Origin of the sequence: Tsukamurella ocularis (assembly GCF_024807615.1) — a bacterium.
Taxonomy (GTDB): Bacteria; Actinomycetota; Actinomycetes; order Mycobacteriales; family Mycobacteriaceae; genus Tsukamurella; species Tsukamurella ocularis.
Window position 1 is genome coordinate 951,130 of record NZ_JANUCJ010000003.1, and the last position, 19,818, is coordinate 970,947.

The window sequence follows — 19,818 nt, forward strand, 5'->3', positions numbered from 1 at the left end:
ACGGTGCCGGGCCCGAGGACTCTCCGCGTCAACGCAATGCGGAGAGGATGTCCTGCACGCGGTCCTTGGCGTCGCCGAAGAGCATCGCCGAGTTGTCGCGGAAGAACAGCGGGTTCTGCACACCCGCGTAACCGGCGGCCATCGACCGCTTGAAGACGATCACGTTCTCGGCCTCCCACACGGTGAGCACCGGCATGCCCGCGATGGGGCTACTCGGATCCTCGGACGCGGCCGGGTTGACCGTGTCGTTGGCACCGATCACCAGGACCACGTCGGTCTCGGAGAGGTCGTCGTTGATCTCGTCCATCTCGAGCACGATGTCGTACGGCACCTTCGCCTCGGCGAGGAGCACGTTCATGTGCCCGGGGAGGCGGCCGGCGACGGGGTGGATGCCGAACCGGACGTTCACGCCCTTCTTGCGGAGCTCGCTGGTCAGCTCGGCGACGCCGTACTGGGCCTGCGCCACGGCCATGCCGTAGCCCGGGGTGATGACGACGGACTTGGCGCCGGTGAGGAGCTCGGCGACCTGCTCGGCATTGACCTCGCGGTGCTCGCCGTAGTCCTTGTCGTCGGCCGGGCCGGCCTCGATGCCGAAGCCGCCAGCGATGACGGAGATGAACGAGCGGTTCATCGCCTTGCACATGATGTAGCTCAGGTACGCACCCGAGGAGCCGACGAGCGCACCGGTGACGATCAGCAGGTCGTTGCTCAGTAGGAAGCCGGACGCGGCCGCGGCCCAACCGGAGTAGCTGTTGAGCATCGAGATGACGACGGGCATGTCGCCGCCGCCGATCGAGGCGACCAGGTGCCAGCCCAAGAACAGGGCGAGCGCGGTGATCACGCCGAGCAGGATCATCGAGGTGTTGTCGCCGTGGGTGTCCCGCGAGACGTAGACGGCGGTGAGCACGATGAAGACGACGATCGAGCCGACGTTGATGTAGTTCTTGCCGGGCAGCATGAGCGGCGCCGACTTCATCTTGCCGGAGAGCTTGCGGTTGGCGACGATCGAGCCGGTCAGGGTGACTGCACCGATGAAGATGCCGATCGCGATCTCGGCCTCATGGATGTTGGTGAGCGCGCGGACGTCGGCCGGGTTCACGCCGTCGGCGTGGAAGCCCTCGAGTGCACCGTTCCAGCCGATCAGCACCGCCGCCAGGCCCACGAAGGAGTGGAGCAGGGCGATCAGCTCGGGCATGCCCGTCATCTCGACGATGCGCGCGCGCCAGAAGCCGATGACGGCGCCGACGATCAGGGCTCCGGCCAGGAGCGCCACCGGCAGCCAGGTGAGGTCGAGCTCGGGCTTCAGCACCTTGTCGATGACCAGCGCGATGGTCGCCACCAGGGCGATGCCCATGCCGGCGATGCCGTAGGTCAGGCCGCTCTTGGAGGTCTCGTGCTTGGACAGCCCGGCCAGCGAGAGGATGAACAGCAGCGAGGCGACGATGTACGCCGCAACGGAGATTGCAGTGATACTCATGAGTTACTCATGCCCCCTTGCTGAACATGGCGAGCATGCGGCGGGTGACCGCGAAGCCACCGAAGATGTTGATCGACGCGACCAGGATCGCGATCGTCGACAACACCAGAACCGTCGTGGTGTTGGTGGCGACCTGCAGCAGGGCACCGACCACGACCACGCCGGAGATGGCGTTCGTGACCGACATCAGCGGCGTATGCAACGCATGCGCCACGTTGCCGATGACGTAGTAGCCGATGACGATGGCCAGCATCAGCACGGTGAAGTGCTGCGGCAGCGGATTCGGCGAGAAGCTGATGAGCAGGCCGAAGAGGACCACGCCCACGAGGGTGAGCAAGACCTTCTTGGATGCCGACATCGGCTCCTTGACGGGCTTCGCGTCCACGGGCGCGACGGCCGCGGCCTTCGGCGCGGCGGAGACCTGCACGGGCGGCGGCGGGAAGAGCAGCTCACCCGCGCGGGTCACGGTGATCGACCGCTGGACGGGATCCTCGAAGTCGAGCACGAGCTGCCCGTCCTTCTCGGGCGTCACCAGCTTGAGCAGGTTGACGAGGTTCGTGCCGTACAGCTGCGAGGCCTGCGCGGGCAGACGCCCCGCGAGGTCGGTGTAGCCGATGATGGTGACGCCGTTCGGCGTGACGATCGCCTGGTCCTTGACGGTGCCGCCGACGTTGCCACCGTTCTGCGCCGCCATGTCGACGATGACGCTGCCGGGCTTCATCGACGCGACCATCTCCTCGGTGATGATCCGCGGCGCGGGGCGCCCGGGGATCAGTGCCGTGGTGATGATGATGTCGACGTCCTTGCACTGCTCGGCGTACAGCTGCGCCTCGCGTGCCTTGTAATCGTCGCCCATCTCTTTGGCGTAGCCGGTGGCCGAGACCTCGGCCTCCTCGTTCTGCACGGAGAGGTACTCGCCGCCGAGCGAGGCGACCTGGTCGGCGACCTCGGGGCGCGGGTCGGTGGCGCGCACGATCGCGCCGAGCGAGCCCGCGGCACCGATCGCGGCGAGGCCGGCGACGCCGGCACCCACCACGAGGACCTTGGCGGGCGGGACCTTGCCGGCGGCCGTGACCTGACCGGTGAAGAACCGACCGAAGACGTGCGCGGCCTCGACGACGGCGCGGTAGCCCGCGATGTTCGCCATCGAGGACAGCACGTCCATCGACTGCGCGCGCGAGATGCGGGGGACCGACTCCATGGCGAGCGCGGTCAGCTCGCGGCGGCGCAGGTCCTCGAGCAGCTCGGGGTTCTGCGCGGGGGCGAGGAGACCGGCGACGGTCGTGCCCGGGCGGATGCCGTCGAGCTGGGAGGCCGACGGGGCGTTGACGCCGAGCACGACGTCCGCGGCGCGAGCGTCACCGATCGACGCGCCGGCCTCGACGTAGGCCTCGTCCGCGAACGAGGACGCGACACCGGCGCCCGAGTCCACGACCACCTCGTAGCCGAGCTTGATCAGCTGGGCCACCGTGGCGGGGGTTGCGGCGACGCGGGTCTCGCCCGGCTGTGCCTCTTTCAAAGCTCCGATGATCATGCGCAGCACTCCCGCTGCCGACCCACGGACGGAGTCATGGTCGGTCCACCGACGTTCATTGATTCGTTCCTGTCGTCCCTACCGGGCCGCGGATGCGCGCCCGGAGCTCCGGCAACGGGTCGACTCCATGCGTGTACGACCCCGCCGCGGTGTGAACGGAGGCGAATTGACGCGAAAGGCCCGGGGTCGCCGGGCATCGCGAGGGCACGCTGGTCGCCTGATGCGCAGAACAGTGGGCTGACCATAGCACGCCATAACTTACTGCTCGGTAGCCTCGTGAGCCGCATCACTCCACGGGATTCCGCCCGTGATCAGAGGCCTGACGGCGGCTCCTCGCCGGGCAGATCGACGCTCATGTAGCGGTCGATCAGTGTCGCGAATGTGCGCAATTCCTCCGGGGACCAATCGGCCGTCCGGGCCTCGATCCGGCGGCGCCATTCGCGGTCGGTCTCGGCCAGCACGCGCTCGGCCCGCTCGGTCAGGCGCAGCTGTCGCGAGCGGGGGTTGCCGGGGTCGACGTCCCGGGTGATGAGGCCCCGTCGTTCCAGCCCCGCGAGCTGGCGACTGGCGGTCGACTTGTCGATCGACACGGCCTCGGCCAGGTCGACGGCGCGGATCCCCGGCGACTCGTGCAGCACGAACAGCAGCGTGAAGTCGACGTAGGAGACCTCCGCGCCCACGAACCGCGCGTCGCTGCGGATCCGCTTGGCCAGCCCGACGATGCCCCGGACGATGAGGTCCACCTCATCGGGGGCTGCCACCGGGCCGTCGGACATCAGTAGCCCCGGTCGGCATCGATGACGGCGAGCGGCTCCATGCCGTTGGCGACGCGGCGCACGTTGACCTCGACGCGGGCGAGCAGCGCGGGGCGCAGGTGGTGCGGCGGGTTCGCGACGTGCGGGGTGATGATCGCGTTGGGGATCGACCACAGCGGATGGCCGTCAGGGAGCGGCTCCGGGTCGGTGACGTCCAGTCCGACGCCCCCGATCGTGCCCTTTTTCAGCGCCGCGACCAGCGCGTCCGTGTCGATCAGCGAGCCGCGCGCGACGTTGATGATCCACGAGTGCGGCTTCAGCTGCGCCAGGACCTTCGCGTTCACCAGGGCGCGGGTCTCGGCGGTCGACGGTGCCGCCAGGATCACGTGATCGACGGCGGGCCAGACCTCGTCCAGCCGGTCAGCGGTCACCACGACCGCGTCGGAGACGTCGGCGCCCGAGCGGTTCACGGCGACGATCTTGACGCCGAGACCACGGAGCGCGGGGATGATGTCGCGGCCGATGCCGCCCGCGCCGACGATCGCCACCGTCGTGCCGCCGAGCCGGCCGGTGCGGGTGCCGGCACCGGCCGCGTCCCAGGAGGTCTCGCGGCGCCAGAGCCCGCGCACGCCGGCGAGCAGCAGCGCGATCGCCTGCTCGGCGACGGTGCCGGAGTAGGCGCCCGCAGCCGACGTGAAGACGACCTTCGGATTGCCCGCGATGACGCCGCCGTCGAGGAAGCCCTCGACGCCGGCGAAGGGCAGCTGGACCCAGCGCACGCTCGGCGGGAGCGTCGGCAAGGGCGCGCGGGAATCTGTCCAGACGAGGCCGGAGGCACGGGCCAGCGGCCCGGGCTCGCCGCCGCCCGCGGTGATCGCTGCGTCGAAATCGGGATCGGGCTTCGGGCCCACGGCGATAACGGGCGCGTCGTCGAATGACATGTCGCAAAGCCTAATGAGCCCACATCGGCGCCGTGGCCCAGCCGCGCCGATTCGATCTGTGAAAACTGAGACTTGTGTTACCTAGTGAGTCTCAAGTTAAGATTGAGACTATGTCGATGTCCTTCTTCCACCCCGCGCAGCCGCGCCTCGCCGCGCTCCGGCGTCGCATCGAGGCGACGACGGTGGTCCGACGGATCGACGACGTGCGGCCTACCACCGCCTGGAAGGTGGTCAGCTCGGTGATCTACTCCGGCCTCATCGCCGCGCTCGTGATGGGGGCGGCCGTCCTGCTTCTCGGCGTCAGGCCGTCGAGCCCCGAGGTCGCTCCGGTGAGCTCCGTCGAGGTCGGCGACTGCGTCACCGTCTCCGGCGGCAATGCCACGCGCACCGGCTGCGACGGCACCGGCCTCAGCTTCGCCGTCGCCGAGAAGGCCGCCGCGAAGACCGCGTGCAGCCAGCCGAGCTACGCGCGCGTCGAGTCCGCGGGCGCCGTCCTGTGCGTCGTCCCCAAGCTCACGCTCGGGAACTGCTACCAGGTCAAGCCCGACCAGGCCGCGACCACGGACATCCGCCCCGTCGACTGCCCGTCCGCGACGGGCAGCGCACCGTCGAACGTGATCCGGGTGATCGAGCGGGCGGCAGGCGCACCGCTGACCTGCCGCGGCTCGGCGGCGCTGAACTACGTCGCGCCGCAGCGCGTGAGCTACTGCATCGCGCCGGTCACCTAGACCGGAACACGCAGGAGGGGCGGCCGGATGGTCCGGCCGCCCCTCGCTCGTGCACGGATTGATTCAGGCGTCAAGGTCCTGTGCCACGAGGGCGGCGATCGCGTCGACGGTGCCCTGATCGGCGGATTCGACGGTGACCTCCACGCCCTGCTCGGCGCCGAGGGTCATGATCATCAGCGCCGAACCGGCGTCCACCGGCTCGCCGCCGGCGACGGACAGGGTGACCTCGTGGCCCGACTCGTTCACGGCGTTAGCGATCACGGCGGCGGGGCGGGCGTGCAGTCCGACGGCCGATCCGACGGCAACGGTGGTGCTGGGCATGTCTCTCTCCTCGTGGGGTGTTGGTCTCCGCGCCGCCGGTCGGCCGCGGGAGTGGTCAGGACCAGTATTACGCGGCGACGGCCGCGGGCTGGGCGGATTCGGTCGCTGCGGCGTCCGCGCGTCCGACCGACTTGGCCGCGACGACCGCGACGGCGCTCACCACGACGCCGGCGGCGAGGGCGATGAGGAACTTCCACCACGTGCCGTTCATGGCGAACAGGACGAAGACGCCGCCGTGCGGGGCGCGCAACTGGGCACCGAGCGCCATGGACAGGCCGCCGGTCACGGCGCCGCCGAGCATCATCGACGGGATCACCCGGAGCGGGTCGGCCGCAGCGAAGGGAATGGCGCCCTCGGAGATGAACGACGCCCCGAGGAACCAGGCGGCCTTGCCGTTCTCCCGCTCGGGCTCGGTGAACAGGCTCGGGCGCAGCACCGTGGAGGCGAGGGCCAGCGCCAGCGGCGGGACCATGCCCGCGGCCATGACGGCGGCCATCATCTCCCACTGCGGCACGCCCGCGGTGGCAAGCCCGATACCGGCGACGCCGAAGGCGTACGCGGCCTTGTTCACCGGGCCGCCGAGGTCGAAGCACATCATGAGGCCGAGGACCACGCCGAGCGCGATCTTGCTGCTGCCGCTCATCCCGTTGAGGGCGTCCGTCATGGCCTCGTTGACCCAGCGGAGCGGGCCGGCGAGCACCATGTACATCAGTCCGCCCGTGATCAGCGTCGCGAACAGCGGGATGATCACCACCGGCATCAGGCCGCGGGCCCACTGCGGCAGCCGCAGCTTGCCGATCCACAGCGCGACCACGCCGGCCAGCAAGCCGCCGACGACGCCGCCGATGAAGCCGGCGTTCACCGTCACTGCGAGCACGCCGGCGACGAATCCGGGTGCGAGACCAGGACGATCGGCGATCGCGTAGGCGATGTAGCCCGCCAGTACCGCGACCATGAGGCTCATGGCTGCCCCGCCGGCCGCGAACGCGACCCCGCCGAGGTAGGTCAGGAGACCACCGTCCGGCAGGTTCCACAGGGAGTTGTGAAGCGCGAAGTACGCTCCGTCCGACATCCCCTCCGCCTGTGTGCTGTTGCCGATCTCGTATCCCGCGAGGAGGAAGCCGAGTGCGATGAGCAGGCCGCCCGCCGCGACGAACGGGATCATGTAGCTCACGCCGGTGAGCAGGGCGCGCTTGAGCTGCCCGCCGAGTCCCGTGGGGGCCGTTGCGGATTCGGCGCTCGCGGCGGCGGCGCCGTCGACCCGGGCGGCGTGCGGGTCCGAGGCGGCGGCGACGGCCTCGGCGATCATCGCGTCCGGCTCGTTGATGCCGCGCTTGACGCCCGAGGTGATGACGGGCTTGCCCGCGAAGCGCTCGCGGCCCTTGACGCCCACGTCGGTGGCGAAGACGACGGCGCCCGCGTCGGCGATGGTCTGCGCCGAGAGCGGCGTGGAGCCGGAAGAGCCCTGGGTCTCGACGGTCAGTTCGACGCCGGCGCGCTCGGCGGCCAGCTTGAGAGCGTCGGCCGCCATGTACGTGTGCGCGATCCCCGTGGGGCAGGCCGTGATCGCCACCAGCGAGGGCTTGTCCGACGGTGCCTTCTCCTCGGCGCGCGCCGCCGGAGCCACCGCGGAGAGAGAGGCGGGCTTCGACTCGGCGGGCTTGGGGGTGATGACGCCCTCGACGAGGGCGACCACCTCCTCCGGCGTCGCGGCGGCGCGGAGCGAAGCGGTGAACTCGGGCCGCACGAGGGCGCGGGCGAGCGCGCTGAGCAGCTTCATGTGCTGCGAGCCCCCGGATTCCGTTGCGGCGATGAGGAAGACGAGGTCGGCGCCGCCGTCTGGAGCGCCGAAGTCGACCTTCGGGTCGAGCCGGGCGAAGCCGAGGCTCGCGGCGGTGACGGCCGCTGCGCGGCAATGCGGGATGGCGATGCCACCGGGGAGGCCGGTGGCGGACTGGGCCTCGCGGGCGAGGGCCGCCCCGACGAGACCGTCGACGGAGGTGGACCTGCCGGCGTCCGTGATCCGGGCGGCGAGGTAGGCGATCACCTCGTTCTTGTCGGTGCCTGCCGAGACGTCGAGCGCGACCAGCTCGGGCGCGATGATCGATTCGGTCATGGGTGTTCTCCGGTTCTGCTGGTGGATCGGGGCGGAACGAGGGGTACTACAGGGCGGTGACCCGCACGTCGGTGACGGCGAGGTCCTCCGGTCGGGGCGCCTGGGTGCCCGGCAGTGCGGCGGCTGCGGCGCCGTAGGCGACCGCGAGGGAAAGACGCTGCGGCGCATCAGCACCGCGCGCATGAGCGATGAGATAGCCGGCGAGGGAGCTGTCGCCGGCGCCGACGGTGCTGCGCACCGTGATCGGGGGCGGCGCGGCGACCCAAGCGCCTTCGTCAGTGACCAGCAGCGCGCCCGCGGCGCCGAGCGTGGCCAGGACGGAGGCACCCGTGGCGCGGTGCAACTCGTCGGCAGCCTGACGGACGGGCCCGAGATCGCCCGCCGCCGCTCGGCTCTCGAGCTCGGCGCCGGCCTCGGCACCACGGCCCACCAGCTCGGCGAGCTCCTCGGCATTGGGCTTGAGCAGCGCGATGCCGCGCACCGCCGAGGCCGCGAGCGCCGGTCCGGAGGTGTCGACCGCAATGCGCGGGCCACCAGGCCCGGCCCCGAGGCGCTCGGAGAGACGGGCGTACCAGTCGTCCGGAAGGCCGGGCGGCAGTGAACCGCACAGGGCGAGCCAGGCGGCACCGTCGGCGGCGGCGACGATCGCGTCCTCGAGCGCCAGCGCCGCCTCCGGCGCCAGCCGTGCCCCGGGCGCATTGAGCTTGGTGGTCGTGCCGTCGGGCTCGGTGACGGTGATGTTGCTGCGGACCTCGTGCCCGACGGGGACCGGGATCGCGGGCACGCCGAGGCGAGAGAGTCCGACGAGCAGCGGGTCGCCCTGATCGGCCGGGAGCACCGCGACGGTGCCCTCCCCCGCCGCGTGCACGACGCGAGAGACGTTGACACCCTTGCCGCCCGGATCCACGGCGGCACCCTCGGCGCGGTGCACGGCGCCGCGGCGCAGCGGTCCGCCGAGCACGACGAGCCGGTCCAGGCTGGGGTTGGCGGTCACAGTGACGATCATCGGGCGGCGACCTCGACGTCCACGCCGTGGTCGGCGAGCGCCGCCGCGAGCGCACCGGTGGGCACCGCGTCGGTGACCAGCACGTCGACCGCACCCAGGTCCGCGAAGGCGACCAGGCTCTCGCGCCCGAACTTCGAGGCGTCTGCGACCAGGACCACGAAGTCGGTTGCGCGGACCATCGCCGTCTTCACCGCGGCCTCGTCGGCGTCGGGCGTGGACAGCCCGCGCTCGGCACCGAGACCGTTGGCGCCGAGGATCGCGACGTCGGCACGCAGCCCGGCGATCTCGGCGACCGTGCCGGCACCGACCGCCGCCTGGGTGAGGCCCCGGACTCGGCCGCCGAGCAGCCGCAGCTCGACGGCCTCGCGGGTCGACAGCGCGGCCGCGACGGGCACGGAGTTGGTGATCGCGGTGATGTGCAGGGTGGCTGGGACCTCGCGAGCCGCGGCGATGGTCGTGGTGCCGGCGTCGAACAGCACCGAGCCGCCCGCCGGGGGCAGGAAGCGCCGGGCCGCGACGCCGATCAGGCGCTTCGCCTCGGCGTTGGTGCCCTCGCGCTCCCCCAGCCCCGATTCAGCGCCGGCCAGGACGCCGGCGGCCACGACGCCACCGTGCACTCGGCGGACGCCGCCGAGGCGTTCGAGGGAGTCCAGGTCGCGGCGCACCGTCTCCGGAGTCACGTCGAACCGTTCGGCCAGTTCCATGACCGACGCGCGACCGCGGCCACCGACCAGTTCACTGATCGCGCGCTGTCGTTCCTCCGCGTACATCGCCCCTCCGAGTTCGTGGTTTTCTGTGGTTATAGATTTGATTTTTCTGTTTTTACGCCTGTTTGTGTTGACAAGTCAAGCAGATTTCGTAATCTGTGTCACATGACTTCGCAGCAGTCGGCCGCGTCCGGCCTCGCCACCCTCACCGGCACCCCCGTCGTGCCCGGAGTCGCCTATGCGCCCGTCATGTGGCCCGGCGCGCGCCCCGAGGTCCCGCCGCCGGTCGACCTCCCGGAGAACGACCGGGACGCCGAGGCCGCCCGGTTCTCCACCGCGGCGCAGGCCGTCGCCGATCGGCTGCGAACCCGCGCCGCACAGGCCCAGGGCGCCGCGGCGGAGGTCCTCGGCGCGAACGCGGGGCTTGCCTCCGACAAGGCGTGGATCGGCACCACGGAGAAGCTGATCCGGGCCGGCACTCCCGCCGCGAACGCCGTCGCTGCCGCGACCGAGCAGTTCGCGGACATGTTCACCAAGCTCGGTGGCCTCATGGCCGAGCGCGTGACCGACCTGCGCGATGTGCGGGACCGCGTCGTCGCCGAGCTGCTCGGCGGCCCCGAGCCCGGCGTCCCGGTGCCGGATGCACCGTCCATCCTGCTGGCCGATGACCTCGCCCCGGCCGACACCGCGGGCCTCGACCCCGCGCTCATCGTGGGCATCGGCACCCGGCTCGGCGGAGCCACCAGCCACACCGCGATCATCGCCCGGCAGCTCGGCATCCCCTGCATCGTCGGGCTCGCGGGGGCAGGCACCGTGGACGCGGGCACACCGGTGCTGCTCGACGGCGGAGCGGGCACCGTCACCGTCGCCCCCGACGAGGGCGAGGCGCGGACGCGGGTCGCGGAGGCGGCGCGGGAGGCGGCCGAGATCGCCCGGTGGCGCGGGCCGGGGCACACGTCCGACGGTGCCGCGGTCGCGATCCTCGCCAACGTGCAGGATGGGGTCACGGCGCGGGGCGCCGCCGAGCGACAGGTGGAGGGTGTGGGCCTGTTCCGGACCGAGCTGGCCTTCCTCGACCGGGCCGACGAGCCCTCGGTCGACGAACAGGCCGCGCTGTACCGCGAGGTGATCGACGCCTTCCCCGGGCAGAAGGTCGTGATCCGCACGCTGGACGCGGGCTCCGACAAGCCGCTGAAGTTCGTCGACCACGGCGAGGAGGAGAACCCCGCGCTGGGCGTGCGCGGCATCCGCATCGCCGTGGGCGACCCCGGGTTGCTGGACCGCCAGCTGGACGCGATCGCCGCCGCGGCCGAGGGTGCCGCCGCGCAGCCGTGGGTGATGGCGCCGATGATCGCGACCGCCGCGGAGGCGCGGGACTTCGCCGCCAAGTGCCGGGAGCGCGGGCTGACGGCGGGCGTCATGGTGGAGGTCCCGGCCGTCGCGCTGTGCGCCGACGCCGTGCTGGCGGAGGTGGATTTCGTCTCGCTCGGCACCAACGACCTCACCCAGTACGCCATGGCGGCCGACCGGATGAGCACCGATCTGGCGGCGCTCACCGATCCATGGCAGCCGGCGGTGCTGAAGCTGATCCAGCTCACCGCCCGGGCCGGCGCGGACGCGGGCAAGCCCGTGGGCGTCTGTGGCGAGGCCGCGGCCGACCCGCTGCTGGCCTGCGTGCTGGTCGGCCTCGGCGTGACCTCGCTGTCGTGCGCGGCCGGCGCCGCCGCGGCCGTGGGCGCCCGGGTCGGCTCGGTGACGCTGCAGCAATGCCGTGGGGCGGCCGAGGCGGCGGTCGCCGCGACGGACCCCCAGGCCGCCCGAGAGGCGGCGCGCGCCGCAATGGCCTGAAACCTGTCGGCCCTCAGTGCTAGACCTGAGGGCGTCACGGGCGCAGCGGGCGCCCGGCATCGGGCGAGGAGCCGCCATGATCGACCACTTCGGGATCAACTGTGCCGACCTGGACGCCGCGAAGCGGTTCTACGACGGGGTGCTGACCGTGCTCGGCTCGCGCCGCCTCATGGACTTCGAGGTGGCCGTCGGCTATGGCGTCGAGCAGCCCGTCTTCTGGATCTCCGGCGCCGCCGAGGGCGCGTCGAACCGGGAGGCGCACATCGCCTTCACCGCACCCGACACCGCCACCGTGGACGAGTTCCACCGGGTCGCCCTCGAGCTGGGCGCGGAGTCGCTGCACGCGCCGCGCCTGTGGCCCGAGTATCACCCGGGCTACTACGGCGCCTTCATCCGCGACGCCGACGGCAACAACGTGGAGGCCGTCTTCCACGGGGCGGCGTAGGACCGGAGTTCCGGGGATGTTCAGGGCGGGTTCACCGGACCCGGAATACATCGGACCGCAGTCCGGTTATGCTCGATGAGTCTTGAGAGTTCAATCATCGAAGGAGCATCCCCATGAGCAACGTCCTCCCCGCCGGCACCTACGTCGTCGACGCCGTCCACTCGTCCGTCGAGTTCTCGGTCCGCCACCTGATGGTGAGCAAGGTCAAGGGCCGGTTCGACGAGTTCAGTGGCACGATCACGGTCGCCGAAGACGGCACCGCGTCGCTCTCCGCCGAGGTCGACGTGACCTCCGTGAACACCCGCAACGCGCAGCGTGATGCGCACATCCGCACCGCCGATTTCTTCGACGCCGAGAACCACCCGAAGGCCACCTTCCTCTCGACCGGCGTCGCCGAGAAGGGCTCGAACTATGCGCTCACAGGCGAGCTGACCCTGCGGGGCGTCACCAAGCCCGTCGAGTTCGAGCTCGAGTTCCTCGGTACCAACCCCGGTATGGGCCAGGGCGAGGTCGCAGCGTTCGAGGCCAAGACCGTGATCACCCGCCAGGACTTCGGCATCACCATCGACATGCCGCTCGAGACCGGCGGCAAGGTCATCGGCGACAAGATCACCCTGACCCTCGACATCGAGGCCCTGCGCCAGGCCTGATCCGCAGCGCGACGAAGCCCCCGACCGCCGGAGTGCGGTGCGGGGGCTTCGTCGTCGGGCTCAGTAGTGGAAGGTGTCCGACGGTGCCGGCGCGTGCTCGCCGTCCAGACCGTCGGCCACGACGATGCCGTAGGCGCGAGCCAGGTCGAGGATCTTCGTTGCCCGCGCGATGCGGGGCAGGTCCGAGCCGTTGCGGATCTCGCCGCCGTCGCGATCGAAGTCCGCGAAGAACTCCCGCGACCAGCGGATGTCCTCGGGCGAGGGGCTCAGGCCCTCGTTCACCGGGTGACACTGGTCGGGCGTGAGGCAGATCTTGCCGGTCATGCCGAATTCGGCGGAGACCGCGGTGGCCTCCGTCAGCAAGAGTCCCTTGGAGCCGACAGTCGGCCCGTCGATCGCGCCCGGCAGGTGCGCGGCCTTGGCGGCGATGGTGAATCGCGAGCGGGCGTAGGCCAGCGTCGTCGGATCCCCGCCGAATCCGGTATCACGACGGAAGTCGCCGATACCGAAGGCCAGGCGGAAGGTGCCCTTCGCGGACGCGATCTCGCTGATCCGCTCCAGGCCGCGCGCGGTCTCCACCAGCGCGACGATGAGCGTGTCCGGCAGCCGCTTGGCGGTCTCGGTGACGTGGTCCATCGACTCGACCATCGCGAGCATGACGCCGCCGAGGTGCTTCGCCTCCCGCAGCGCCTCCAGGTCGTCCGCCCACCACTGCGTGCCGAAGCCGTTGACGCGGACCCACCCGTTGTTCGGCGTCCCGTCGACCTCGCGGCTGAGCCAGTCGACCACGTTGTTCCGCGCGACCGTCTTGTCCTTGGGTGCGACGGCGTCCTCGATGTCCAGCACCACGATGTCCGCGCGGGAGCGGGCCGCCGCGTCGAAGCGCTCCGGCTGCGCGGCGTTGACGAGCAGCCAGCTGCGCGCGAGCACGGGATCGATGCGGAAGCCGACGGGCTCGTCGGTGTCGTTCGTGGGGGTGAGCGGGGCCGGCGGGGTCATGAGGGCTACAACCTCGACTCTCTCGTGTGGGTTCGCTGAAAGGGTACCGATACGCGGAAAGGCCCCGGGCAGGTGCCCGGGGCCTTCCTCAGGATCTTTCGATCAGCGCGTGATCAGTTGAACCAACCGGTGCGCTGCATCTGCCACACCTGGTCGCTCCAGTAGCCCCACGTGTGGGTGCCCACCGACGAGAAGTCGTAGTGAGCGCTCACGCCGGCCTTGTCGGCGGCGGCCTTGAAGGCCTCCGACTGCGACTTGGCGAGGATCTCGAGCGGCACGCCCTGAACGATATCGGCGGGCGACGGGTTCGGGGTGTACTTGCCGGGCTCGCCGGTCGAGGCGGTGATCCACAGCTTGGTGCCCTTCAGGCGCGCAGCCTGCACGGTCGGGTCGTTCTTCGCCCAGTTGGCGTCGAACGGGCCGCCCCACATGTCGAGGACGTTGTAGCCGCCCGCATCCAGCATCGCGACACCCACGGCGACCGGCATGCCGGGAGCCGAGGTGTTCAGGAAGCCCGACAGCGCAGCGGCGCGCTTGTACACGCCCGGGTTGTTCGCAGCGTTGATGAGGGCCGCGCCGCCACCCATCGAGATGCCGACGATCGACAGGTTGCTCGAGAAGCCGCGCGACTTGATGTACGCGGGCAGGCTCGTGGCGAGGAAGTTGCCCCACGTCGGCTTGTAGGTGCCGTTGCCCTGCTTGGACGAGTTCGCCCAGTTCGTGTAGAACGCCGCAGTGCCACCGACGGGCATGACGACGTTGACGCCCTTCTCGGACAGGAAGGCGACGTTGGAGTCACGCTCCCAGCCGGAGACGTCCTGCGTGGCGCGCAGACCGTCGAGCAGAACGACGGTCGGGGCCTTCGCCGGATCGGTCGTGGTCGAGGCCCACGAACGGACCGTGACGGCCGGCATGCCGGCTCCGTCGACCTTCTCGGACTTGAAGCCCTTGGGCGGGTTCTTCGCCGACCCCGGACCCCAGGCGCCGGCGACGCCGGCACCCAGACCGGCGAGGGCGGGCACCATGGCCGCGGTGAGAACCGCTGCACCCGCTCGCTTACCCCAGGCTGCTCGCATTGCTGACCTCTCCTTTTTCACGCGGAGTCTCCGCGCAGTAGCTGGTGGACCGGACGGATGGTCAACGAGACCAGCCTTGTCACAGCCGTCACTCTAACATCGTTCGTCACACATGTCACACTATTCACACGCGTCACATGAATGACACTCTCCCTGGATCTCATCGGAATCACAGGGTAAGTCGTTACAGACACTCCCGGTTTCCTCAGGAAAGTCGTCCAGCTCACAATACGACAAACGACCCCGTTCGTCCGAACGAGGCCGCCTGTCGTGTGATCTGTTCGTGGAATCGCGAAGAATTACTTCGAGAACCAGCCGGTGCGCTGCATCTGCCACACCTGGTCCTGCCAGTAGCCCCACGTGTGCGTGCCGGCCGCCGGGAAGTCGTAGTGCACCTTGTTCAGGCCGGCGCGCTGCGCCGCACCCTGGAAGGAGCGCGACTGCGAGAGCGCGAGCCACTCGAGCGGCACGCCCTGGATGACGTCGGCCGGGCCCGGGTTCGGGGTGTACTTGCCGAAGACGCCGTTACCGGCCGAGATCCACAGCGGGATGTTCTTCAGGCGGTTCACCTGCACGGTCGGGTCGTTCTTGGCCCAGCGCGAGTCGAACGGGCCGCCCCACATGTCGAGACCGGCGTTGTAGCCGCCCGAATCCAGCGACGCGATGCCGACGGCGATCGGGACGCCCGGCGCCGAGATGTTGTTCAGGCCGGAGAGCGAAGCGGCGCGCTTGTAGTAGCCGTTCGACTCGAGGGTGTTGATGATCGCGGCGCTACCGGACATCGACAGGCCGACGAGCGAGACATTGTCGCTGAAGCCGAGGCTGCGGATGTACTGGGGCAGGCTGTTCTTGAGGAACGACGCCCAGGTGTAGCGGTAGGCCTGGCGGTTCGTCGACGACGGGCCCTGCCAGTCGGTGTACCAGCTCGAGGTGCCGCCGACGGGCGTCACGACGTTGATGCCCTTCTGCGACAGGAAGGCCACGTTGGAATCGCGCTCCCAGCCGGAGACGTCCCAGGTGGCGCGCAGGCCGTCGAGCAGCACGACGGTCGGGGCCTTCTTGGGGTCGGTGGTGGTCGAGGCCCAGCTGCGGACCTTGACGTTCGGCATGCCGGCGCCGTTGACGAAGGCCTGCTTGAAGCCCTTCGGCGGGTTCTTGGCGCTGCCGGGGCCCCAGGCGTTCGCGGCGCCCGTGCCGGCGATCGTCAGGGCCGGAATGGCAGCCACGGTGACCGCGGCGGCGGTGGCCTTCTTGGCCCAGCCGTTACGCATACGCATACGAGACTCTCTTCCTCAGTGTTTCCGCCCGGTGGGCGCGTGCTAACCGCCTGCGCGGTGCCGGCGTGCCGGCCCCGTCAGTACCACAGGGAGGCCCCGCGGCAGACCAACGCGAGCGGTTCAGTGCTCGTCAGGCACTGTATGCGAGATCTCAGTTCCTGACAAACTCTTAGTCGGAGCGTCGTGTCACCGTGTTACACCCACCGGTGAAGATCGATGCACTCGGGCAGGTCAGCGCAGTACATGAGGTGTTTTTTCGATCTCGATCACGTCGATGTCGGAGGCCTCGCACTCTCAGCTTCCGCCCAGACTCACGCCGGATACGGGGGTGTCGGCGCACCGTCGGACCCCGTACCGTCAGGGCGTGTCGTTCTCCCTTCCCGACCTCTCCGAATCCCCCACCGAGCGCTACGCCGAGCTCGCGGACTACGCCCGCGCGCTCGTCGCCGGCGAGCCCGACCGGATCGCCAACGCCGCGAACCTCTCGGCCCTCGTCAAGGCGACGGTGCCCGACCTCAATTGGGTGGGCTTCTACTTCTACGACGGTGCCGAGCTCGTCGTCGGGCCCTTCCAGGGCCTGCCTGCGTGCATCCGCATCCCACTCGACCGGGGCGTCTGCGGCGCGGCCGCGCGCACGCGCGAGACGCAGCGGGTCGACGACGTGCACGCCGTTCCGGACCACATCGCCTGCGACGGCGCGACGAACTCCGAGCTCGTGGTGCCGCTGGTGCGCGACGGCGAGCTGATCGGCGTCTTCGACCTCGACAGCGAGCGGACTGCCCGGTTCACCGACGACGACCAGCGCGGCCTCGAGGCCGTCGCCGTGGTCTTCGTGGCGTCGCTCGCCTGATCCACCCCGGCCCGCAGCGGGCATGTCGGGTGCGGGCGGCGGACCGTCGGGCTCTCCCTAGCGGGACGTGTCATGCCTCCGCGCGCCGTGCACTCCCCACGTCCATGGACATAGGGAGGCGACCGTCCCGCTAGGGAGCGCCACGAGCGCAGCGAGCGGCTAGAAGCCGCGGCCGGGGTTGAGGAGGTTCTTCGGGTCCCAGACGGCCTTGATGCCGCGGTGCAGGTCGAGGACGTCCTCGGAAAGCTCCTCCCCCACCCAGCGGGCCTTGAGGACGCCGACGCCGTGCTCGCCCGTGAGCGTGCCGCCGAGCGCGAGAGCGGCCTGGAAGACCTCGTCGGCGGCGTCCCAGATGGCCTGGGGCACCTCCCGCTGGTCCTTCGGGTAGATCAGCGTGGGGTGCAGATTGCCGTCGCCCGCATGCGCGCACGTCGGGATGTCGACGTCGTACTTCGCCGAGATGGCCTCGATGCGGGCGAACATCGCCGGCAGCTGCGAGCGGGGCACGCCCACGTCCTCGGAGAAGATGTTGCCGGCGTGCTCGTAGGCGTGGAAGGCGGCGCGGCGCACGGCCAACAGCTCGGCCGCCTCGACCGGATCGTCGGAGACCACGGTGTAGTGCGCCCCGGCGGCCTCGAACTCGCGGGCCAGGACCTCGGCATCGGCGGGCGTCGAGCCCTGGCCGATGAGCATCGCCCGGGTCTCCTCCTCGAGTCCGAAGGGGCGCAGCGCCTCCACGCATTCGAGGGTGCGGCGGTCCATGAGCTCCATGAGCGCGGGCACGACGCCGGTGCCGACCACCGCGGCGACCGCGGCCGCGGCACTCACCACGTCCGGGAAGGACGCGGCGACGGTCGTCGGCGGGATCGCCGGCGCGGGACGAAGTTTGACGGTGACCTCGGTGACGATGCCGAGCGTGCCCTCGCTACCGACCAGCAACTGCGTGAGGTCGTAGCCGGTGACCCCCTTGACGGTGCGCCTGCCGGTCGTGATGATCCGGCCGTCGGGGAGCACGACGGTCAGCCCGAGCACGTACTCGCGCGTGACGCCGTACATGACGCAGCGCAGGCCGCCCGCGTTGGTGGCGACGTTGCCGCCGATCGAGCAGATCTCGAACGACGAGGGGTCCGGCGGGTACATCAACCCGTGTGCGCGGACCGCGCGGTCGAGGTCGGCGTTGATGACGCCCGCCTCCGCGATCGCGTACTGGTCCGCGACGTTGATCTCCTTGACCGCGTTCATCTTCGCGAGCGAGATGATCACGCAGCCCTCGATAGCGCTGGCGCCGCCGGCAAGGCCGCTGCCCGCGCCGCGGGGCACGATCACGACATCGTTGGCGTAGCACCACGCCGCTGCTGCGGCCACGTCGTCGGTGGTCTCGGCGAGCACCACAGCGAGCGGGACGGCGCCGTGCACCGGCGAGCAGTGGTCGACGGCGTAGGCCGCCATCACGTCCGGGTCGGTGAGCACCGACCCGGCGAGCTGTGGAAAGCCCTCCAGCGACACCATTTACATCGGCATGAGGTAGGTGCGACGCGGCGAGCGCTGCAGCTCCTTGTCACGCAGCTGCGCGATGGACTTGCGGATGAGCAGGCGGGTGTCCTTCGGCTCGATCACACCGTCGATGTACCCGCGCTCGGCCGCCAGCCACGGCGTCGCCATGAACTGGTTGTAGAAGTCGATGAAGGCCTGCCGGATCGCGGGACCGTTCTCGCCGGCCTCCTCGATCTCGCGTCGCTTGATGATCGCGGCGGCGCCCTCGGCGCCCATCACGGCCAAACGCGCCGTCGGCCACGCGAAGACGAAGTCGGCACCCAGCTGCTTGGAACCCATCACGGCCCACGCTCCGCCGTACGACTTGCGCAGGATGATGGTGACCTTCGGTACGGCCGCCTCGACGTAGCTGAAGATGAACTTGCCCGACCGGCGGATGGTGCCGATCTTCTCCTCCTCGACGCCGGGCAGGATGCCGGGGACGTCCACGAGGAAGACGAGTGGGATGTTGAAGGAGTTGCACAGGCGCACGAATCGCGCCGCCTTCTCCGAGGCCTGCGTGTCCAGCGTGCCCGCCATGTGCATCGGCTGGTTCGCGACCACGCCGACGGACTGGCCGTCGACGCGGGCGAAGCCGGTCACGATGTTCGGCGCCCACAGCTCGGCGTACTCGAGGAAGTCGCCGTCGTCGAAGACGCGCAGGATCACGTCGTGGATGTCGTAGCCCGCGGTGTCGGCGTCCGGCATGATCGACTCGAGCTCGAGGTCCGAGTCGGTGAGCTCGGGCTCCAGGCCGGGGTTGATCAGCGGCGGGCGCTGGTGCACCGAGTCCGGCATGAAGGACAGGTAGCGCTTGACCCAGTCGAAGGCCGCCTGCTCGTCGACCGCGATGTGGTGCAGGTTGCCCCACTGGGCCTGCTTGATCGCGCCGCCGAGGTCCTCCGCGGACGTGGTCTCGCCCGTGGTCGGGCGGATCACCTCGGGGCCCGTGACGAACATGTAGGTGTTGTCCTGCACGCCGACGAGCACGTCGGTGTTGGCGGGCGCGTAGACCGCGCCGCCCACGCAGGTCCCGAGGATCATCGAGATCTGCGGGACCTGGCCGCACAGGCCATCCTGGTGCCGGCCGAGCTCGGCGTACCAGGCGATCGATGTGGCCGCGTCCTGGATCCGGGCGCCGCCCGAGTCGTTGATGCCGACGACGGGCAGGCCCGCGGAGGCCGCGAAATCGTAGAGCTTGACCATCTTCCGGCCGAACATCTCGCCGACGGTGCCCGCGCCCACGGTCTGGTCATGGCTGAAGGCCGCGACCTTGCGGCCGTTGACCAGGCCGTAGCCGATGACGACGCCGTCCTTGATGCGGTCGTCGCCGGGCGACTTCGCGAGCTGGTCCAGCTCGACGAACGTGCCCTCGTCGAACAGCATCTGCATGCGTGCACGCGCGCTAGGCAGGCCCTTCGCGTCGCGCCGCTCCCGCGCCCGCGGGCTGCCCGGGTCCTTCGCCTCTTCGAGGCGGCGGTACAGATCCTCGAGCTTGCCCGCGGTCGTGTTGAGGTCGACCTGGTCCGATACGTCCGTCACGTCTGTCACCCTA

Annotated in this window: 18 protein-coding genes; 5 read left to right on the top strand and 13 right to left on the bottom strand. The window is 70.3% G+C overall.

Features of this window, described 5'->3' with window-relative positions; genetic code table 11:
* Positions 1–28: 28 nt before the first annotated feature.
* The 4 genes from pntB to HNP44_RS16000 all read right to left on the bottom strand — a co-directional run bounded on the left by pntB (position 29) and on the right by HNP44_RS16000 (position 4,707).
* Entirely contained in the window at positions 29–1,477 is a 1,449-nt protein-coding gene (gene pntB, locus HNP44_RS15985; protein WP_259142017.1) for a Re/Si-specific NAD(P)(+) transhydrogenase subunit beta, read from the bottom strand.
* A gap of 7 nt (positions 1,478–1,484) precedes the next feature.
* Positions 1,485–3,011, bottom strand: coding sequence for a Re/Si-specific NAD(P)(+) transhydrogenase subunit alpha (locus tag HNP44_RS15990; RefSeq protein ID WP_259142018.1), 1,527 nt, complete (start codon positions 3,009–3,011; stop codon positions 1,485–1,487).
* A gap of 311 nt (positions 3,012–3,322) precedes the next feature.
* A complete protein-coding gene (locus HNP44_RS15995; RefSeq protein ID WP_259142019.1) occupies positions 3,323–3,787 on the bottom strand; it encodes a MarR family winged helix-turn-helix transcriptional regulator in 465 nt (154 codons plus the stop codon).
* Positions 3,787–4,707: a D-isomer specific 2-hydroxyacid dehydrogenase family protein gene (locus HNP44_RS16000; RefSeq protein WP_259142021.1), complete on the bottom strand. Its 921-nt coding sequence runs from the start codon at positions 4,705–4,707 to the stop codon at positions 3,787–3,789. The genes HNP44_RS15995 and HNP44_RS16000 overlap by 1 nt, the downstream gene beginning before the upstream one ends.
* Positions 4,708–4,817: 110 nt before the next feature.
* Between HNP44_RS16000 and HNP44_RS16005 the strand changes: the two genes are divergently transcribed.
* Positions 4,818–5,435, top strand: coding sequence for a hypothetical protein (locus HNP44_RS16005; RefSeq protein ID WP_259142023.1), 618 nt, complete (start codon positions 4,818–4,820; stop codon positions 5,433–5,435).
* Between the two features lie 63 nt (positions 5,436–5,498).
* Here the strand turns inward: HNP44_RS16005 and HNP44_RS16010 are convergent, their stop codons facing one another.
* The 4 genes from HNP44_RS16010 to HNP44_RS16025 form a co-directional block, all read right to left on the bottom strand.
* Positions 5,499–5,756, bottom strand: coding sequence for an HPr family phosphocarrier protein (locus HNP44_RS16010; RefSeq protein WP_068523395.1), 258 nt, complete (start codon positions 5,754–5,756; stop codon positions 5,499–5,501).
* Positions 5,757–5,823: 67 nt separating this feature from the next.
* Positions 5,824–7,872, bottom strand: coding sequence for a PTS fructose transporter subunit IIABC (locus tag HNP44_RS16015; protein ID WP_259142026.1), 2,049 nt, complete (start codon positions 7,870–7,872; stop codon positions 5,824–5,826).
* Between the two features lie 46 nt (positions 7,873–7,918).
* Positions 7,919–8,878 (bottom strand): 1-phosphofructokinase family hexose kinase, encoded by a 960-nt coding sequence (locus tag HNP44_RS16020; RefSeq protein WP_259142027.1) that lies wholly within the window; start codon positions 8,876–8,878, stop codon positions 7,919–7,921.
* Positions 8,875–9,648: a DeoR/GlpR family DNA-binding transcription regulator gene (locus HNP44_RS16025; RefSeq protein WP_259142028.1), complete on the bottom strand. Its 774-nt coding sequence runs from the start codon at positions 9,646–9,648 to the stop codon at positions 8,875–8,877. The genes HNP44_RS16020 and HNP44_RS16025 overlap by 4 nt, the downstream gene beginning before the upstream one ends.
* A gap of 102 nt (positions 9,649–9,750) precedes the next feature.
* On the opposite strand from HNP44_RS16025, the gene HNP44_RS16030 reads away from it, so the two are divergent.
* The 3 genes from HNP44_RS16030 (at position 9,751) to HNP44_RS16040 (ending at position 12,528) form a co-directional block, all read left to right on the top strand.
* Entirely contained in the window at positions 9,751–11,433 is a 1,683-nt protein-coding gene (locus HNP44_RS16030) for a phosphoenolpyruvate--protein phosphotransferase (protein ID WP_259142029.1), read from the top strand.
* A gap of 76 nt (positions 11,434–11,509) precedes the next feature.
* Entirely contained in the window at positions 11,510–11,878 is a 369-nt protein-coding gene (locus tag HNP44_RS16035) for a VOC family protein (RefSeq protein ID WP_259142030.1), read from the top strand.
* 113 nt (positions 11,879–11,991) lie between these two features.
* Complete coding sequence (locus tag HNP44_RS16040) at positions 11,992–12,528, top strand: YceI family protein (protein ID WP_259142031.1); 537 nt, start codon at positions 11,992–11,994, stop codon at positions 12,526–12,528.
* Positions 12,529–12,588: 60 nt separating this feature from the next.
* Here HNP44_RS16040 and HNP44_RS16045 read toward each other — a convergent pair whose 3' ends face one another.
* The 3 genes from HNP44_RS16045 to HNP44_RS16055 all read right to left on the bottom strand — a co-directional run bounded on the left by HNP44_RS16045 (position 12,589) and on the right by HNP44_RS16055 (position 15,880).
* Positions 12,589–13,527 carry an HpcH/HpaI aldolase/citrate lyase family protein gene (locus HNP44_RS16045; RefSeq protein ID WP_259142033.1) on the bottom strand — a complete coding sequence of 313 codons (939 nt, stop codon included), beginning with the start codon at positions 13,525–13,527 and terminating at the stop codon, positions 12,589–12,591.
* 113 nt (positions 13,528–13,640) lie between these two features.
* Complete coding sequence (locus tag HNP44_RS16050; protein ID WP_259142035.1) at positions 13,641–14,603, bottom strand: alpha/beta hydrolase; 963 nt, start codon at positions 14,601–14,603, stop codon at positions 13,641–13,643.
* Positions 14,604–14,902: 299 nt separating this feature from the next.
* Positions 14,903–15,880, bottom strand: coding sequence for an alpha/beta hydrolase (locus HNP44_RS16055; RefSeq protein ID WP_259142037.1), 978 nt, complete (start codon positions 15,878–15,880; stop codon positions 14,903–14,905).
* A gap of 364 nt (positions 15,881–16,244) precedes the next feature.
* On the opposite strand from HNP44_RS16055, the gene HNP44_RS16060 reads away from it, so the two are divergent.
* Complete coding sequence (locus HNP44_RS16060; RefSeq protein WP_259142038.1) at positions 16,245–16,730, top strand: GAF domain-containing protein; 486 nt, start codon at positions 16,245–16,247, stop codon at positions 16,728–16,730.
* Positions 16,731–16,889: 159 nt separating this feature from the next.
* Here HNP44_RS16060 and HNP44_RS16065 read toward each other — a convergent pair whose 3' ends face one another.
* A complete protein-coding gene (locus tag HNP44_RS16065) occupies positions 16,890–18,239 on the bottom strand; it encodes an FAD-binding oxidoreductase (protein WP_259142039.1) in 1,350 nt (449 codons plus the stop codon).
* Positions 18,240–19,814 (bottom strand): acyl-CoA carboxylase subunit beta, encoded by a 1,575-nt coding sequence (locus HNP44_RS16070; protein ID WP_259142040.1) that lies wholly within the window; start codon positions 19,812–19,814, stop codon positions 18,240–18,242.
* Positions 19,815–19,818 lie beyond the last annotated feature (4 nt).